The 16,492-nt window shown below is 65.4% G+C and carries 17 protein-coding genes; 4 read left to right on the top strand and 13 right to left on the bottom strand.

Features of this window, described 5'->3' with window-relative positions; translation table 11 throughout:
- Positions 1–26 precede the first annotated feature (26 nt).
- A complete protein-coding gene (locus AC5RUQ_RS05595; RefSeq protein ID WP_493946358.1) occupies positions 27–1,808 on the top strand; it encodes a thiamine pyrophosphate-requiring protein in 1,782 nt (593 codons plus the stop codon).
- Here AC5RUQ_RS05595 and AC5RUQ_RS05590 read toward each other — a convergent pair.
- From AC5RUQ_RS05590 to AC5RUQ_RS05555, 8 genes are all read right to left on the bottom strand, one after another.
- Positions 1,805–2,161, bottom strand: coding sequence for a barstar family protein (locus AC5RUQ_RS05590; RefSeq protein ID WP_493946357.1), 357 nt, complete (start codon positions 2,159–2,161; stop codon positions 1,805–1,807). The two genes, AC5RUQ_RS05595 and AC5RUQ_RS05590, sit on opposite strands and share 4 nt — an antisense overlap.
- Positions 2,162–2,167: 6 nt before the next feature.
- Positions 2,168–2,686 (bottom strand): guanyl-specific ribonuclease, encoded by a 519-nt coding sequence (locus AC5RUQ_RS05585; protein WP_493946356.1) that lies wholly within the window; start codon positions 2,684–2,686, stop codon positions 2,168–2,170.
- Positions 2,687–2,705: 19 nt separating this feature from the next.
- On the bottom strand, positions 2,706–4,832 hold the full coding sequence (gene glgX, locus AC5RUQ_RS05580) for a glycogen debranching protein GlgX (RefSeq protein ID WP_493946355.1): 2,127 nt from the start codon (positions 4,830–4,832) through the stop codon (positions 2,706–2,708).
- A gap of 91 nt (positions 4,833–4,923) precedes the next feature.
- Positions 4,924–5,913, bottom strand: a complete 990-nt coding sequence (gene rlmB, locus AC5RUQ_RS05575) for a 23S rRNA (guanosine(2251)-2'-O)-methyltransferase RlmB (RefSeq protein WP_163166599.1) — start codon at positions 5,911–5,913, stop codon at positions 4,924–4,926.
- 102 nt (positions 5,914–6,015) lie between these two features.
- Entirely contained in the window at positions 6,016–7,482 is a 1,467-nt protein-coding gene (cysS, locus tag AC5RUQ_RS05570; RefSeq protein ID WP_493946354.1) for a cysteine--tRNA ligase, read from the bottom strand.
- Positions 7,483–7,491: 9 nt separating this feature from the next.
- A complete protein-coding gene (gene ispF, locus AC5RUQ_RS05565; RefSeq protein ID WP_493946406.1) occupies positions 7,492–7,992 on the bottom strand; it encodes a 2-C-methyl-D-erythritol 2,4-cyclodiphosphate synthase in 501 nt (166 codons plus the stop codon).
- A gap of 17 nt (positions 7,993–8,009) precedes the next feature.
- Positions 8,010–8,792 (bottom strand): 2-C-methyl-D-erythritol 4-phosphate cytidylyltransferase, encoded by a 783-nt coding sequence (gene ispD / locus AC5RUQ_RS05560; RefSeq protein WP_493946353.1) that lies wholly within the window; start codon positions 8,790–8,792, stop codon positions 8,010–8,012.
- Positions 8,793–8,888: 96 nt separating this feature from the next.
- Complete coding sequence (locus tag AC5RUQ_RS05555; protein WP_011690592.1) at positions 8,889–9,371, bottom strand: CarD family transcriptional regulator; 483 nt, start codon at positions 9,369–9,371, stop codon at positions 8,889–8,891.
- 272 nt (positions 9,372–9,643) lie between these two features.
- Between AC5RUQ_RS05555 and AC5RUQ_RS05550 the strand changes: the two genes are divergently transcribed.
- The gene (locus AC5RUQ_RS05550; protein WP_493946405.1) at positions 9,644–10,186 is read left to right on the top strand and encodes a hypothetical protein; all 543 of its coding nucleotides are present in this window, start codon (positions 9,644–9,646) and stop codon (positions 10,184–10,186) included.
- An 83-nt stretch (positions 10,187–10,269) separates the two neighbouring features.
- Here the strand turns inward: AC5RUQ_RS05550 and AC5RUQ_RS05545 are convergent, their stop codons facing one another.
- A complete protein-coding gene (locus AC5RUQ_RS05545; RefSeq protein WP_163166594.1) occupies positions 10,270–10,950 on the bottom strand; it encodes a response regulator in 681 nt (226 codons plus the stop codon).
- Entirely contained in the window at positions 10,947–12,188 is a 1,242-nt protein-coding gene (locus AC5RUQ_RS05540; protein WP_493946404.1) for a sensor histidine kinase, read from the bottom strand. Before AC5RUQ_RS05540 ends, AC5RUQ_RS05545 begins: the two co-directional genes overlap by 4 nt.
- A gap of 207 nt (positions 12,189–12,395) precedes the next feature.
- Between AC5RUQ_RS05540 and phoU the strand changes: the two genes are divergently transcribed.
- The gene (gene phoU / locus AC5RUQ_RS05535; protein ID WP_493946352.1) at positions 12,396–13,058 is read left to right on the top strand and encodes a phosphate signaling complex protein PhoU; all 663 of its coding nucleotides are present in this window, start codon (positions 12,396–12,398) and stop codon (positions 13,056–13,058) included.
- Positions 13,059–13,136: 78 nt separating this feature from the next.
- On the opposite strand, the gene AC5RUQ_RS05530 is transcribed toward phoU, so the two are convergent.
- On the bottom strand, positions 13,137–13,883 hold the full coding sequence (locus AC5RUQ_RS05530; protein ID WP_256246524.1) for a phosphoglyceromutase: 747 nt from the start codon (positions 13,881–13,883) through the stop codon (positions 13,137–13,139).
- A 101-nt stretch (positions 13,884–13,984) separates the two neighbouring features.
- Here AC5RUQ_RS05530 and AC5RUQ_RS05525 point away from each other — a divergent pair, with 101 nt between their 5' ends.
- Positions 13,985–14,830, top strand: a complete 846-nt coding sequence (locus AC5RUQ_RS05525; protein ID WP_493946351.1) for a class I SAM-dependent methyltransferase — start codon at positions 13,985–13,987, stop codon at positions 14,828–14,830.
- A gap of 28 nt (positions 14,831–14,858) precedes the next feature.
- Here the strand turns inward: AC5RUQ_RS05525 and AC5RUQ_RS05520 are convergent, their stop codons facing one another.
- Positions 14,859–15,212 (bottom strand): DUF2516 family protein, encoded by a 354-nt coding sequence (locus AC5RUQ_RS05520; RefSeq protein WP_493946350.1) that lies wholly within the window; start codon positions 15,210–15,212, stop codon positions 14,859–14,861.
- A gap of 9 nt (positions 15,213–15,221) precedes the next feature.
- A complete protein-coding gene (locus AC5RUQ_RS05515) occupies positions 15,222–16,412 on the bottom strand; it encodes a trans-sulfuration enzyme family protein (protein WP_493946349.1) in 1,191 nt (396 codons plus the stop codon).
- Positions 16,413–16,492: the final 80 nt, after the last annotated feature.

Below are 16,492 nucleotides of genomic sequence, written 5' to 3'. Positions count from 1 at the left end.
GCACGAAACCGCTGCAGGAGGATCCCATGAACGACCGCACCGTGGCAGACCTGATCGTGGAACGGCTCACAACGTGGGGCGTCAACCGTGTATTCGGGTACAGCGGGGACGGGATCAACGGGTTCATGGGAGCCCTCCGCCGGGCGGAGGGCCGGGTTGAGTTCGTGCAGGCACGGCACGAGGAAACCGCGGCCTTTATGGCCGTGGGGCACGCGAAGTACACCGGCGGCGTGGGAGTGGTTACGTCCACGCAGGGGCCGGGCGCTGTCCACCTCCTCAACGGCCTTTACGACGCCAAGCTCGACGGCGTGCCGGTGGTGGCGATCGTGGGCCAGCAAAGCCGCACTGTGCTGGGGTCTGCCTACATGCAGGAGATCGAACTGACCGTCCTGTTCAAGGACGTTGCAGCCCAGTTCGTGCAGCAGGTCAACGCACCCGAGCAGCTTCCCATGGTCCTGGACCGTGCCTTCCGCACGGCGAAGGCCACCTCCTCGCCGTGCGTGGTGATCCTGCCGCACGATATCCAGTCCGCGCCCGCACCCCAGCTGGAGCAGGAACACGGCGTCGTGGTCACCGCGCCGTCCTGGAGCACGTCCGCGAAGTCGCCGCGCGGGGAAGACCTGGACGCCGCGGCCGCGCTCCTCAACAATGCGCAGAGGGTGGCGCTTCTCGTGGGCCAGGGCGCCCGGCACGCCGCCGCGGAGGTGGTGGCCGTTGCTGAGCAGTTGGGTGCCGGCATTGCCACCAGCCTCTTAGGGAAGCCCTACGTGGACGAGACCTTGCCTTTCGCCGTCGGCACCATGGGGCATTTGGGCACCACCGCCAGCGCCCACCTGCTGGGCAACTGCGATGCGCTGCTCATCGTCGGCTCGAACGATCCCTGGACTGAGTTTTATCCACCGCCCGGTGCGGCACGGGCTGTGCAGATTGATATCGACGAGCGGAAGATCGGCAACCGCTACCCCGTGGAGGTTGGGCTGGCCGGCGACGCGGCAACGGCCCTCAAGGCCCTTGGTTCCCGGCTCGACCAGCGGCCGCGCGGGCAGTGGCGGGCCGACGTCGAACAGGAAGTCACGCGCTGGCGGGCACTGGCCGAAGAGCGCGCCGCCGTACCTGCCAGCCCCGTCAACCCGGAAAGGGTGGTGCGGGAGCTCAATGGCAGGCTTCCGGCCAACGCCCAGGTGAGTATCGACGTCGGCAGTTGCGTTTACTGGTACGCCCGCCAGCTCATACTTCCGCCGGACGTCCCGGCCCACCTCTCAGGCACGCTGGCAAGCATGGGCTGCTCCATCCCCTACGGCATTGCCGCCAAGCTTGCCCATCCCGCCAGGCCGCTGGTGGCACTGTCCGGGGACGGCGCCATGCAGATGGCGGGAATTGCCGAACTGGTGACAGTGGCCCACCGCTGGCGGCAATGGCAGGACCCCCGGTTTGTCGTCTGTGTCTTCAACAACCGGGAGCTCGCCGAAGTTACGTGGGAACAGCGCGAGTCAGAGGGCGAGCCGCGGTTCCGGGACAGCCAGGAGCTCCCGGACTTCCCGTTCGCGGGTTACGCCGAGCTGCTGGGCCTTACGGGCATCCGTGTGGACGATCCCGAGCGCCTGGGCGGTGCCTGGGAGCGGGCGTTCGCGGCCGACCGGCCTGTGGTGATCGAAGTACTGACCGACCCCGAGGTTCCCCTCCTGCCGCCCTTCCCGGGAGGCCGTGAGAAGGCAGACAGCATGCGCAAGGCCCTTGCGGAGGAGGAAGGCGGCGGGCGGGCCCTGGACCTCCTGGAGACTTATGCCGAGCAGGAAGAACGCGCCTAGAGCATGACGGCGGTAACGGCGAGGTCCTTGCCGGCGTAGCGCTCGGCGTCCTGGAGGATTTCGCAGATGACCCCGAAGGACCGGTCACCGCGGAATGGCGCCGCTACCTGCCACAGCACCGTGACGGGCGGGTTGCCGTTGTCCGTGATGCTGTCCGCGAAGTCATGCAGGGAATCGTTCAGGGCGTCCAGGTTCACGCCGTAGTGCTCCGGGAAGTTGAGGACCTCCCCAAATGTTTCCAGGACTGCCTTCTTGCTGTCGGCCGCCGGAACCACCAGGCTGCGGCGTCCGGCGTCAGCCACCTGCTCCTGCAGTTCTTCCAAGGTCCAGGTCTCGCCGGAGTAGATCTTCATGGTTGCCTAGCTGCCTTCTGCTATGAATCGAAACGTCTCGTAGTGATCATCTGTGTAGTACTTCTCGCCGTCGTCGCCTGCCACGATGCGCCGCGCTCCCCGGTCTGATTCCCCAGGTGTTGGCACCGTGTATTCACGGTAGTAACCCCTGTCCCGCCGTGGCAGGATCCGCTCGAAGTTCCCGAAAGTCTGGTCGTCCTGCCGGTAACTGTAAGGTCCACCGGCGCGGATGAGGGCGAGCGTCCGGCGGCCTTCAGCCGGCAACGCAGACTCCCGCACCTCCGGCAGGCCGGACGGGTTCTCCTGCGCCTGCGGTTGAGGGGCGGCATCTGTCCCGGAACCTGCAGAGTGGGACCCCCGGGCGGAGGGACCAGTGGCGGCACCCGGGGCCGGCGTGGCACTGACCCCGTCTTCCGGCGTCGTCCTGTCCGTCAACTGGCCCAGGATCCCCGTGCCGCCAAACGAGAGCAGCCCCAGCACCACGAGCACAGCCAGCAGCAGGGGAAGAACATTGCGGTTGCGCATTACGTTGTTTCCCGGTGCATCAGCTGCGGTAGATGTTGATGGAGTTGGCCTCCAGGAGGTCCTTCTCCCCCGGGGCCACCCTGGTGCCCTGCCGGAGCTCGTGCAGCGGGGAGGTGGTCAGACGCAGCTCGAACATCGTATGCGGGGTGCCCTTCTCAGTGATGTGGGGCAGCGTGATCTGCACGTCGGAATTGCTGCCGTTCACCACCACCAGGCCGGCCAGTGTGCCGTCGTCGGAACCCAGCAGGAGCTGCATGACGCGGTGCCGGGGATCGTTCCAGCGTTCCATGGACATGGGCTGCCCGGCGTGGTCGAACCAGTACAGGTAGGACTGCTCATCCCGGACCGGGAAGTCATGGGGCTGTGCGGCCAGGAACTCCTTGCGCAGGCGGATGTACCTTTTGGTGCTGCGGAGCATCTCGTGGGACTCCGGCGTCCTGGTCCAGTCCAGCCACGCGATGGCGTTGTCCTGGCAGTACGCGTTGTTGTTGCCCTGCTGGGTCCGCGCCAGTTCGTCTCCGGCCGTGATCATGGGCACGCCGATGGAGATCAACAGCGTGGCCATGAGGTTACGCCGGGACTGGGCGCGCCTGGCCAGGATGACGCCGTCCTCGGTGGGGCCTTCGAAACCGTGGTTGTAGCTGCGGTTGTCGCCGTGGCCGTCCCGGTTCTGCTCACCGTTGGCCTCGTTGTGTTTCCGGTCGTAGGAGACGACGTCGTTCAGGGTGAAGCCGTCATGGGCGGTGACGTAATTGACCGAGGCCAGCCGGGAGCGGCCGGACGCCGCAAAGAGTGCTGCGGAACCGGACATGACGTCCGCGAGCTTGGCCACCGATCCGCCCTGCCCGCCGGATTCAAGCGCAGCGCGGTCCGCCAGCCAGAACGAGCGCACGGCGTCCCGGAAATGGTCGTTCCAGTCCGCCCAGCCGGCCGGGAACCGTCCGGTCTGCCAGCCGCCGTAGCCCACATCCCAGGGTTCGGCAATCAGCTTCACGTCGGACAGGACGGGATCCGCCGCGATGGCAACGAGGAACGGGTGCCGGGGATCGAATTCATTGGTCGCATTCCGGCAGAGTGTCACGGCAAGGTCGAACCGGAAGCCGTCAATGTGGAACTCGTCCACCCAGTGGCGCAGTGAGTCCACCACCAGCTGGACCACCCGTGGTTCGGCAAAGTTCAGGCTGTTGCCGCATCCCGTGGTGTCCTCATATTTGCCGTTCCCGTCGGTCCGGTAGTACGTGTCCTCCCCCAGCCCGCGGAAGCTCAGGGTCTGCCCGTCGGGACCGCCTTCAGCGGTGTGGTTGTAGACCACGTCCAGGATGACTTCCAGCCCGGCGGCATGAAGCGTCTTGACCATTCCCTTGAACTCGTCCTGGACGGCCTGGGGGCCAGCCTGCTGGGCTGCCTTGGTGGCGTAGCCGGGGTGGGGGGCGAAAAAGGCTGCCGTGTTGTATCCCCAGTAGTTGGTCAGTCCCAGGTCCTGCAGGTGCGGTTCATCCAGGTGGAAGTGGACGGGCAGCAGCTGGACAGCCGTGATTCCGAGGCTCTTGAGGTGTTCAACAATGGCGGGGTGCGCCAGGCCGGCGTACGTGCCGCGGAGTTCCGCGGGCACGTCCGGGTGGAGCATGCTCTGGCCGCGGACGTGGGCCTCGTAAATGATGGTGTCGCGCCATTCCAGGCGGAGCCTCCCGTCTGAAGCCCAGTCAAAGTCGCTGGCCATCCGGACGCTGGTCAGGAAGCCGTCGCGCTGGTCCACTGCGCGCCCGTAGGGGTCCAGCAGCAGCGGCTGCCCGCCGTCGTCGTCAACATCCTGGGTGGGCACGGCAAGCGGCAGCGACTGTTCGGCGGATGCTGCACGGAACCCGTAGCGCGAGCCGTAAGGCAGGTTGTCCACAATCCCGTGGTGTACGCCGTTGCTTACGTTGGGCAGCGCCTGTACCCGCCAGTCTCCGCCAGGGGCTATGTAGGCGATTTCCAGGTTCCGCACGCCGGGGGCGTAGCAGGCCACGTTGGCCCTGGCACCCGGCCGGGTGCCGTTTGCGGCTGGTCCGGACACGGCCAAATCCGCGCGCGGGACAGTCACACCGAGTGGAAGAGCCGTTGAGGCGTCCGTGGTGGAAGCAGTGTCGAAAAGCGGCATGACCATCACCTAAAATATTAGCCGCCAAGGGCACATCGCCTGCCTATGCGTCACAGGGCGCATAGGCAGGCCGGGAAAACTGATTTATAGGCCGCGGTTACTTTGCGGCGCGCTGGCGGGATACCTCGTACAGCGAGATGCCCACTGCCATGGAGGCGTTCAGGGATTCCATGGCCGAGTCGATGGGGATCGAAACGATCTGGTCGCAGTTCTCCCGGACCAGCCGGCTTAGGCCCTTGCCTTCCGAGCCCACCACGATGCAGACGGGCTCCCTGGCGAGGGTGAGGTCGGGAAGCGAAACATCGCCGTCGCCGTCAAGGCCCAGGACAAAAATGCCCATGTTCTTGAATTGCTTCAGTGCACTGTTGAGGTTGGACGCACGCGCCACCGGTACCCGGACTGCTGCCCCGGCGCTGGTTTTCCAGGCGGAGGCGGTGACGCCCACCGAGCGGCGTTCGGGCACGATCACGCCGTGGCCGCTGAAGGCGGACACGGACCGGATGATGGCGCCGAGGTTCCGGGGGTCGGTGATGCCATCGAGGGCAACGAAGAGCGGCGCGTTGGGGACGTGGCCCTTTTTCCACTTCTCCACCGTCTCCTCGGCGAGTTCGTAGGCGTCCTGGTACTCGTAGGGCGGGATCTGCAGGACCAGGCCTTGGTGGATGGCGTCGTCCGTCATCCGGTCCAGTTCGGGCTTGCCGGTCTCCAGCAGCGGGATGCCGCGTTCGGCGGCGAGCTTCAGGGATTCCTTGACCCGGTCATCCATTTCGATGCGGATGGCGATGTGCAGGGCTTTGGCGGGAATGCCGGCCCGGAGCGCTTCAACCACGGAGTTCCGGCCGGTGACCACTTCCTCGGTAGCCCGTCCTTTGGGCCCGGACTTGGCGGCGCCGGCGCTTCGCGCGCCCGTGCCGCGCTTGGCCGCGGAGCGCTCTGCGAGCTGCTTGGACTTGTGCGCCTTGTGGTAGGGACGGTCCTCCGCCTTGGGCGTGGGTCCCTTGCCTTCGAGGGCCTTTCGGCCATGACCACCGGTTCCGATGGTTGGGCCCTTCTTCGCTTTAACCGATCGGCGACCATTGTTGGCCATTGTGTTCCACCCTTGATTGTGTTGACTGAGTCTGCCTACCAGTCTACTGAACCAAGTAAAATCGCCTGACCCCGGCGGAATGGCCTAAGGGTGATTACCCCCTCAGTCCCGCTTCAGGCTCCAAGTGGCGCCGTCCGGACCGTCCTCGACCACGACGCCGGCGGCGGCCAGGGTGTCGCGGATGGCGTCGGAGGCGGCCCAGTTTTTTTCGGCCCGCGCCGCGGCCCGGGCTTGCAGCTGCGCCTGGACCAGGACGTCGAGGGCGGTTGCTTCCTTGCTGCCGCCCGCATCGGTGCCTGCGACGGCATTGAGCCCAAGCACCTCGGTCATCACTTTGACTGCGTTCAGCGCGTGACGTCCGGCGTCGTCATCCCCCTCGGCGAGGGCTGTGTTCCCGGCGCGCACCGTCTCGTGGAGCGCCGCCAGCGCACGCGGGACGTTGAGGTCGTCGTCCATGGCCTCAGAAAAAGCGCGGACAGCATCGCCCGATGAGCCGAAGTTGCCGGCCATAAGGCCGAAGTCCTCCCCGACCCGGGCCGAGGCCTTGGCGAGGAAACCGTCAATGCGTTCGACGGCGGCGGCTGCCTCCTGCAGCGACGTGGGCCGGTAGTCCAGGATGGAGCGGTAATGCGCCTGGCCGAGGTAGTAACGGACCACCCGGGGCGGAGCCAGTTCCAGCATCTCGGCCGGACTGATGGTGTTCCCGATGGACTTGGACATCTTTTCGCCCTGGTAAGTCACCATGCCGTTGTGCATCCAGAAGCTGGCGAACGGATGCCCCGCCGCCTGTGACTGCGCCATTTCGTTCTCGTGGTGCGGGAACCGCAGGTCCAGCCCGCCGCCGTGGATGTCGAACTCAGTGCCAAGGTACTTGGTGACCATCGCGGAGCATTCCAGGTGCCACCCGGGCCGGCCGGCGCCCCAGGGGGAAGCCCAGCTGGCGGTGGCGGGTTCGCCCTCCTTGGAGCCCTTCCACAACGCGAAGTCGCGGGGGTCCTTCTTACCGCGGGGGTCGGCGTCCGGGGCCGCCTGCATGTCGTCGATGTTCTGCCGCGTAAGCGCGCCGTACTTGCTCCAGGAGCGCACGTCGAAATACACATCCCCTGAGTCATCCAGCGCCGGGTAGGCATGCCCACGTTCTATCAGCTGCTGGATCAGCGCATGCATTTCGGGGATGTGCCCGGTGGCCCGCGGCTCGTAGGTGGGGCGGGAAACACCCAGGACGTCGTAGGCCTTGAGGAACTCCTGCTCGTAGCGGTAGGCAAGCGCCCACCACTCCTCCTGGGCCACTTCGCCGGGCTCCGGCGTGAACTCCGGCGCGAAGGATGCTTCCGACTTGGCCAGGATCTTGTCATCAATGTCTGTGACGTTACGGACGACCGTGACCCGGTATCCGCTGTGCGTGAGCCAGCGGGTGAGCTGGTCGAAAGCGATGGCTGAGCGGATGTGGCCAACGTGGGGCATGCCCTGCACCGTGGCCCCGCAGTAATAGAGGCTGGCCTTGCCCTCGACGAGGGGGACGAAGTTCCGGACTTCGGCGGAGGCAGTGTCATAGAAGCGCAGGGTCACCGCTCCAGATTAGCCGATGGCGGCAGTGGGCTTCGGATATACCAAGGCAGTGGCCACCGCGGAGATACCCTCTCCACGCCCCGCGAACCCCAGGCCGTCGCTGGTGGTTGCCGTAACGCTGATGGGCGCCCCGGCCGCTGCGCTGAGAACCTGTTGCGATTCTTCACGGCGGGGACCGAATTTGGGCCGGTTGGCAACGAACTGGACTGCAACGTTGCCGATTTCGAAGCCGGCCACCCGAACGATCCTGGCTGCTTCCGTGAGGAGGGCTACCCCGGAAGCGCCGGCGAACTCAGGACGGCTGGTCCCGAAGTGTGTGCCGAGATCGCCAATTCCGGCGGCCGAGAAGAGGGCGTCCGCAGCCGCGTGGGCCACCGGGTCACCGTCCGAATGCCCGGCGAGGCCGCGCTCGCCTTCCCACAGGAGCCCGCCGAGCCACAGCGGGCGCGGCGCGTCCTCCGGGGCATACGCATGCACGTCGATGCCGATGCCGGTGCGGGGCAGGACCACGTTGATGTCAGCCACGGTCACCCCTCCACCCAGCGGGCGCCCAGTGGCCCTTCCAAAAGTCCCTCAGCGAGGATCAGATCCAGCGGAGTGGTGATCTTCAAGGACTGGCTGGAGCCCCGGACAGCGTGGACCGGGGTGCCGAGCATCTCCACAAGCATCGCGTCATCAGTTACGGCGGCGGCCTGCTGCTGGTCAAGGGCCCGCGCCGCTTCATGCGCCTTCAGGAGGGTGTTGAACTGGAAGCCCTGCGGTGTCTGGACGGCACGCAGCTCTTCGCGCGGCGCGGTTCCGGTAACAACTTCCGGCGCCAGCGCGCTGTCCTCGCCGGTGGTCGCAGCCACGGTCTTGACCGTGTCCACCACGGCGACGGTGGGAATAACGGCAGCGGCTCCGGCGGCCAACGCATTCACTACCCGGTGGAAGACCGATTCGGGGGTCAGGGCCCGGGCCGCATCGTGCACCAGGACGGCCTCGATCCCGTCCATGAGGACAGCCATGCCTGCCCGGACGGAATCGGCGCGGGTGGCGCCGCCGTCGACCATGGAAAGGAGGGGGCCGCCGTCGGCCAGTTCTTCCTGGAAGTCCTCGCACAACTGCCGCAGGCCAGTGTCGCCGGCCGGCAGTGCGATGCATACCTGGCTGCTGACCCCGGACGCCACGATGCCCCGGAGGGCGTGCATCAGGATAGGCTCGCCGCCCAGCGGCACCGCTGCTTTGGGCATGCCGTAGCCCAGCCGTTGCCCTGAGCCGGCAGCCACCAGGATCACGGCAGTGACGGGGCGCGTTGGAGTTTCACTCATGCGGACTAGCCTACGTCCCTGAAGCTGGCCCGCCGGGACCTGAATTCGGGCAAAAAGAAGCCCCGGCGGCACTTGGGTGCCACCGGGGTTCAATTCTTAGGAAGCCAGAACCTCGTCGAGAACGCTTGCAGCCTTCTCCTCGTCGGTCTTTTCAGCCAGGGCCAGTTCTGAAATCAGAATCTGCCGGGCTTTGGCCAGCATACGCTTTTCGCCTGCGGAAAGGCCCCGGTCGTGATCGCGGCGCCACAGGTCACGAACGACCTCTGCCACCTTGATGACGTCACCGGAAGCAAGCTTCTCCAGATTTGCCTTGTACCTGCGTGACCAGTTGGTGGGTTCTTCGGTGAACTCGGCACGAAGCACATCGAACACGTGCTCCAAACCTTCCTTGCCCACTACGTCCCGAACGCCAACAAGATCTACATTTTCTGCTGGAACTTCAATGGTCAGATCACCCTGAGCCACCTTGAGCTTGAGATACATCTTCTCTTCGCCCTTGATGGTGCGCATCTTGATTTCTTCAATCTTCGCAGCACCGTGGTGAGGGTAAACTACTGTCTCGCCGACCTCAAATACCATGTGGACATTTCCCCTTTCCCGCAGACCAGTTTATCACGATTCAGGCATATGACCGGCCGGCAAAAGGGCCTCGAACCGCGAAAATACGCGGAAAAACGGCACAATCGACCCCCCTTGACCCCTTGACGAATGCGGATATTAGTGCATCGCGCAGGCCCTGCCAAGGGAGGATATGACGGCGGCGAATCCTTGTTTGAGGGCGTTTGCGGATAGGCTATGGCTGAATAATCTTTCAAAACCCTCGAGGAGTACGTGACGTGCGTTTCACTGCGATGAACCGGGCCCAGCGCGCCAAAGTGGCACTGGCGGCTGCCGCCCTCGGCGTCGGACTGCTGACGTCAGGCTGCGGGTACACCAATTCCCAGCAGACGAGCGAGCAGTACCAGTCGTCAGACGGCATCATCACCGACCTCGGCCCGCTGCAGTTGCGCAACATCCTCATCGTCTCGAACGGGGAAGACCAGCCCGGCCGCGTCATCGGTGCGGTCTACAACTCGTCCTCCCAGGACGTGACGCTTACGCTGAACGGCGCCGAAGGTTCACAGACCGAAGTGCCGGTTAAGGCCAACGACTACACCCTGCTGAACGACACCACGGACGAAGCCATCCTGAGCACCACCGGTGGAATCCCCGGATCCCTGGTTGACATCAAGATCAGCGAAAACGGCACCAACGTAAGCAACACCGTGAAAGTACCGGTGCTGGACGCCACGCTGCCCGAGTACAAGGAGTACCTGCCTGCGGGCAGCACCCCGTCGCCGTCGGCAACCCCCTCCCCCACGGCTTCCGAACTCGGTGGCGGCAGCGGCCACTAGGCCGCTGGCCCGAAGAAGCTTCGGCACAACAAAAGGGAGGGGCCAGGCGGCTCCTCCCTTTTGTTATGCCGTTCAGGCTCCGCCTACGGCTCGAACTTGTAGCCGAGGCCCCGCACGGTCACCAGGAACCGTGGCGCCGAAGGATCAGGTTCGATCTTCCCGCGCAGCCGCTTGACGTGGACATCGAGTGTTTTGGTGTCGCCCACGTAGTCCGATCCCCAGACCCGGTCAATGAGCTGGCCCCGTGTCAGCACCCGGCCCGAGTTGCGCAGGAGCATCTCCAGGAGTTCGAACTCTTTTAAGGGGAGCAGCACCTGTTCGCCTTGCACGCTGACCACGTGGCGTTCGATGTCCATGCGGACGGGCCCGGCCTGGACGGTGGAGGAGATCAGCTCCTCCGGTTCACCCTGACGGCGGAGGACAGCCCTGACCCTGGCCACCAGTTCGCGGGATGAGTATGGCTTGGTGACGTAGTCGTCGGCGCCGAGTTCCAGGCCCACCACCTTGTCGATTTCGGAGTCCTTGGCCGTCAACATGATCACCGGGACGCTGGAGCGCTGGCGCAGCTGGCGGCATACCTCGGTGCCCGAGAGCCCGGGAAGCTGGAGGTCCAGCAGCACCAGGTCCGCCCCGTTCCGGTCGAATTCGGTGATGGCGTCCAGGCCGTTGTCCACAACCTCCACCTCGAACCCTTCCTTGCCCAGCAAATAGGACAAGGGATCGCTGAACGATTCCTCGTCCTCCACAATCAAAATCCTGCTCAAGCGTTAGCTCCTCGTTCTTTTGCGCCTGCGGCGCGGGGTACTTGGGTGGCAGTTAACTTCCGGTGAGTCTGTCCCGTAAGTGCGGGGGCGGCGGCGGGCGGAATCTCGTCCTCGCCGTCCTGTCCTTCCATTTCCGGGAGGCGGAGCGTGAAGGTGGACCCTTGGCCGGGCTGGGACCAGAGGGTCACTTCCCCGCCATGGTTGGAGGCGACATGCTTGACGATGCTCAGGCCAAGACCAGTGCCGCCGGTATGGCGGGATCGGGCCGAGTCCACACGATAGAAACGCTCGAAGACGCGCTCCTGGTCCTCGGGGGTGAGCCCCTCGCCCTGGTCCGTCACGGAGATTGAGACCAGGCCATCCCGTGAGCGGACGCCGATGCCCACCCGGGTGTTGGCCGGCGAGTAGCGGATGGCGTTGTCGATCAGATTGCGCAGTGCGGTGACCAGGAGGTCCTGGTCACCAAAGACCTTGCCCTCCGTCCGGCCACCGACAACTATCCGGATGTTCTTGCTCTCGGCCGGGAGCTGGGACCGATCCACTGCCTCGGCAATAACGGCGTTGACGTCTACCGGGCGGCCTTCCTGGGCTACGCTTGCACCCTGCAGCCGGGAGAGCTCGATGATGTCCTGCACCAGGGCGGCCAGGCGGCCTGATTCCTTATGCATGCGCTTGGCGAAGCGGCGCACTGCCTCTGCGTCGTCGGCTGAGGACTCCAGGGCCTCGGCGAGCAGTGAAATCGCGCCGACGGGGGTTTTGAGTTCGTGGGAGACGTTGGCGACGAAGTCGTTGCGGATCTCTTCGGTGCGTGTGATCTCGGTCCGGTCGTCCGCCAGCAGGAGGATGTATTCCTCCCCAAGCATGGCAGCCCGCACCTGGACAATGATCGTTCCCTGCCCCAGCGGGCCGCGCGGCAGCTCCAGCTGCTTCTCCAGGATGACGCCATCCCGCCGGACTCCTGCTGTCATGTCCAGCAGTTCCTTGTGGACCACTGTGTGCCCGCGCACCAGCCCGTAGGCGTAGGCGGCGGGGCTGGCCCGGACGACGCCGTCGACAGCGTCCACCACCACAAAGGCTCGTCCGACGACGGCCAGCACCTCGGCGGCGCCGGCCGGCAGCGCAATTTCATCGGCGTCGACGTCCAGCAGGTGCCGCTGCTTTTCACTGACCCTGTAGGCCAGCACGCCGAACGTGCCGAGCGCCAGGCCGATGAGGCCGGCGACCAGACCGATGAGCATAGGATCCACAGCTCCACCTTATGCGCTGGGAGGTGGCCGACGGCGCGTCCGGGACTGCTGCACCGACGGTTCAACTAACGTTCATCTTCAAGGACTTAAACGTTTACCGGATACTGGCAGAGTAACGAGTTGGACTGCCGAACGGCGACACGAATTCCTGCTGCCCTGGAGCGGGCGGGATGGGAGTTCCAAGGAAAGGACGCCTAAGTGCGTAAGGTTTTTCAGGAAGAGCTTACCCAGGTCGGTGACCAGCTGGTGGAGATCTCCCGGCTGGTCAGTGAAGCCATGGCCAAGGCCACAACATCCTTCGAGGTGGCGGACGTGGACCTCGCCCAGGACGTCATTGCTGCGGATGCGCGCATCGACTTCCTGCAGAACAGCCTGGATGAACGTGCCATCGACATCCTGGCGCTGCAGGGCCCCGTTGCCAGCGACCTTCGGATGATCGTGGGATCCCTGCGGATGAGCGCCTCACTGGAGCGGATGGGCGACCTTGCGAGGCATATCGCCCAGCTGGCCCGTCTCCGTTTTCCCGCCAATGTTATTCCGGAATCCATGACCGCAACGTTCAAGAGCATGGCACAGCTGGACCAGGAGATCGCCGACAAGCTCACCTTGCTGCTGGAAACCCGTGATCTTGAGGTAGCCCGGGACATCCTGAAAGCGAACACCGCCATCAACGATCTGCATCTCAGCGTTTTCAAGGCCATCGCCGCCCCGGAATGGACCGAGTCGCCCGCAACCACCGTGGATGTGGCCCTGGCGAGCCGCTACTTCGAACGCTTTGCGGACCACGGCGTCTCTGTCGCGCAGAAGGTCACCTACCTCGTGACGGGTGCCTGGCAGCCGAACGGCAACGAGCACAGCTAACTTCGGCGGGTTTTTCGAACAAACGACGGCGGGCCGGTCACCAGGGGGTGACCGGCCCGCCGTCGAGCGTTTTGAGCCTTATTTCTTGCCCTGGTTGGCCACGGCCATGATGGCCTCTGCAGCTGCTTCGGGATCCAAGTACGTGCCGCCCGGCTTGACCGGCTGGAAATCCTCGTCGAGGTCGTAGACCAGCGGGATACCCGTGGGGATGTTCAGGCCGGCGATGGCTTCATCACTGATGCCGTCGAGGTGCTTGACGAGCGCCCGGAGCGAGTTGCCGTGGGCCGTCACCAGGACAGTTTTGCCCGATTTTAGGTCCGCCTTGATGTCCGATTCCCAGTACGGCAGCAGCCGGACCAGGACGTCCTTCAGGCATTCGGTGCGCGGAATGGCGTCCCCGAGGTCGGCGTAGCGGGGATCCCCCACCTGGGAGAATTCGGAGTTGTCGTCCAAAGGCGGCGGCGGGGTGTCATAGGAACGGCGCCACTCCATGAACTGCTCTTCGCCGTATTCGGCGAGCGTCTGGGCCTTGTCCTTGCCCTGCAATGCACCGTAGTGGCGTTCGTTCAGGCGCCAGTCGCGCTTGACCGGGATCCAGCCGCGGTCGGCCTTGTCCAGGGAGATGTTTGCGGTGTTGATGGCCCGCTTCAGCAGGGACGTGTAGAGGATGTCCGGGAGAACATTGTTCTCAACCAGGAGCTCACCGCCCCTTGCTGCTTCCGTACGGCCCTGGTCATTGAGGTCTACATCCACCCAGCCGGTGAACAGGTTCTTGGCGTTCCATTCGCTGTGGCCGTGGCGCAGCAGAATCAGCTTGTAAGTCATGATTTTCATCCTAGCCGAGCGCCGCTGCCGCCCGCCCAGCGTTACAAACGGCGCCACCTGGCAGCAGGCGGGCAGGGATGGCACAAGGATAAGGTTGGGCGGTGGTGCAAAAAGCTGAACGGGTGGCCGCCCCGCAATTAAGTGGCAGGAATCCGGGCGGCAGGCAGGGCCGGCCGGTAGGCAACGTGACCCGCGGCACCACCAATCCCAACCGCATGCGCCGGGTGGACCGCTGGTTGACCGGACCTCAAGCCTGGCGCCTGCAGTCCGCTGCCAGTCCCCTGGTGGTGGACCTGGGCTACGGCGCCACCCCGGCCACCGCCGTCGAACTCTTTGAGCGGCTGTCCGCCGTGCGCCCGGATGTCCAGGTGCGCGGCATCGAGATCGAACCGGACCGGGTCCGCGCCGCACTGCCCCTGGAGCGGCCCGGTTTGAGCTTCCATGTGGGCGGCTTCGAAATCCCCGTTGCCGGGCGGCCTGTGCTGGTGCGTGCCTTCAATGTCCTGCGGCAGTACGAGGAAGCCGATGTAGCCGGGATCTGGCGGCTGGTGCAGGACCGCCTGTCTCCGGACGGCCTTTTCATTGACGGCACCTGCGACGAGATCGGGCGGCGGGTGACGTGGGTGGCGTTGGATGCCAAACGGCCGCTCTCACTGAGTATTTCCGTCCGGTTTGGAAGTTTCGAGCTGCCGTCGGACGTGGCGGAGCGCCTGCCAAAGGCATTGATTCACCGCAATGTGCCCGGCGAACCGGTGCACGCCCTGATGCAGGCCATGGACCGGGCCTGGCTGGAATCCTCTCCGCTGGCGGCCTTTGGCAACAGGCAGCGCTGGCAGTCCATGGCCCGGATCTTGCGCGACGCCGGTTGGCCGGTTCAGGACGGTCCGGCCAGATGGCGGCTGGGCGAGCTCACGGTTGACTGGGAAGCGGTGGCCCCGCGGGTTTAGGGCAGCTGGGTTGGGTCAATGCAGTCCGTCACCAGGGTCCGTACGGCCCCGTGTTGCGGCTGCCGCCGCGTCCTGCGTCCTTCACTGCCGGGCGCACGTCCGCCAGGTAGACGGACGCCGCGACCACCGCCGCGAGCCCGAACAGGCCAAGCGTGCCGAAGAATCCGCCGCCGCTGCCGAAGAACGAGATGACGCCGACGAAGGCGGCTCCGCCGGTCAGGGCCATCCAAAAGGACTTCGTCCTCTTCCCGGTCGCCTCGAAGGCATTGGCGCGGTGACGCGCGCAGTCCACCACAGCCCACAATTCGAGCCCAAGGGCCACCAGGGCAAGAATAAAGAACACTGCCTGCTCTACAGGCCGAATAATGAGTTCACCGTCCACAAGCCCAGCCTAGCCGCCCGGCGCGTCCAGCGCCTGCTTCAAGTCCGCCCAGAGGTCCTCAACGCTTTCGATGCCCACGCTGAGGCGGATCAGATTTTCGGGCACGTCTAAAGGTTCGGCGGCGTGCCGGCGCCGGCGTTCGATCAGCGATTCCACCCCGCCCAGCGACGTTGCGGGCAGCCACAGCTTCACTGCGCGGACCACCACGTCCGCAGCGTCGGCGCCGCTCATGCCGTCCACGGGCGCTACCTGGATGCAGATGATTGAACCGAAGCCCTTCATCTGGGCCGCGGCCCGTTTGTGGCCCGGGTCCGCGGGAAGGCCCGGGAACCTGAGCGATTCGAGCAGCGGATGGGCCGCAAGCCGCTCCGCCAGGACCATGGCAGAGGCTTGGGACCGTTCAACGCGGAGCGCCAGCGTCCGCAACCCGCGCAGTGCCAGCCACGATTCGAAGGGGCCGGCAATGCCGCCATGGATAGTGCGGTGATGGAGCAGCGCGGACCGGATGTCGGGGTTGGACGTCACCAGGGCGCCAAGGACGACGTCGGAGTGGCCCGCCAGGTACTTGGTTACCGAATGCAGGACGACGTCGGAGCCCAGGCGGAGGGGCTGCTGGACCAAGGGCGTGGAAAAGGTGTTGTCCGTGACCACGATGGCTCCGGCGGCGTGTGCCGCGGCCGTGACAGCCGGCATGTCCGCAATGCTGAGCATGGGGTTCGTCGGGCTCTCGATCCACAGCATGGAGGCGGCGCGCCCCGCCGGGCCGCTGGGCGCGAGCGCCTCCTTGACGGCGTCGGTATCCGCGATGTCCACCGTCCGGAGTTCGATGAAACCCTTCTGGGCAAGCTCGGCGGCCATGACCAGGGAGCCTGAATAGCACAGCGTGGGCATGACCAGCACTCCACCGGCGGGAATGAGGGACAGGGCGGAACTGACCGCAGCGAGGCCGGATGCATAAAGGAGACCTGGCAGTTCCGACCCCTCAAGCTGGGCGAGCGCTTCCTCGAAGGGATCCCAGGTGGGGTTGGAGTACCTGCCGTAGCCACGGTCCCCGTCAGCAAGGGCACCAATGCCGAAGAACGTGGAGGACAGGACGATGGGCGGGTTGACCGGCTGGTCCCTTTCCCGGGGAGGACGCCCGGCCGCCACCACGACCGTCTCGGCTGCCAGGGAAGCCGCTTGCTGTTCCGAAAGGCTCATGCAGGAAAGCCTACTGTCCGCTCCGGGCACCCTTGGAAAGCCGCTACTACTGTCCACATATCGCCTTCGGCAATCTGCGA

The sequence above is a fragment of the Arthrobacter sp. MDT2-3 genome (genome assembly GCF_059090465.1).
Note: the sequence above shows the minus strand (reverse complement) of the source record. Positions and strands in the feature narration are given on the sequence as shown.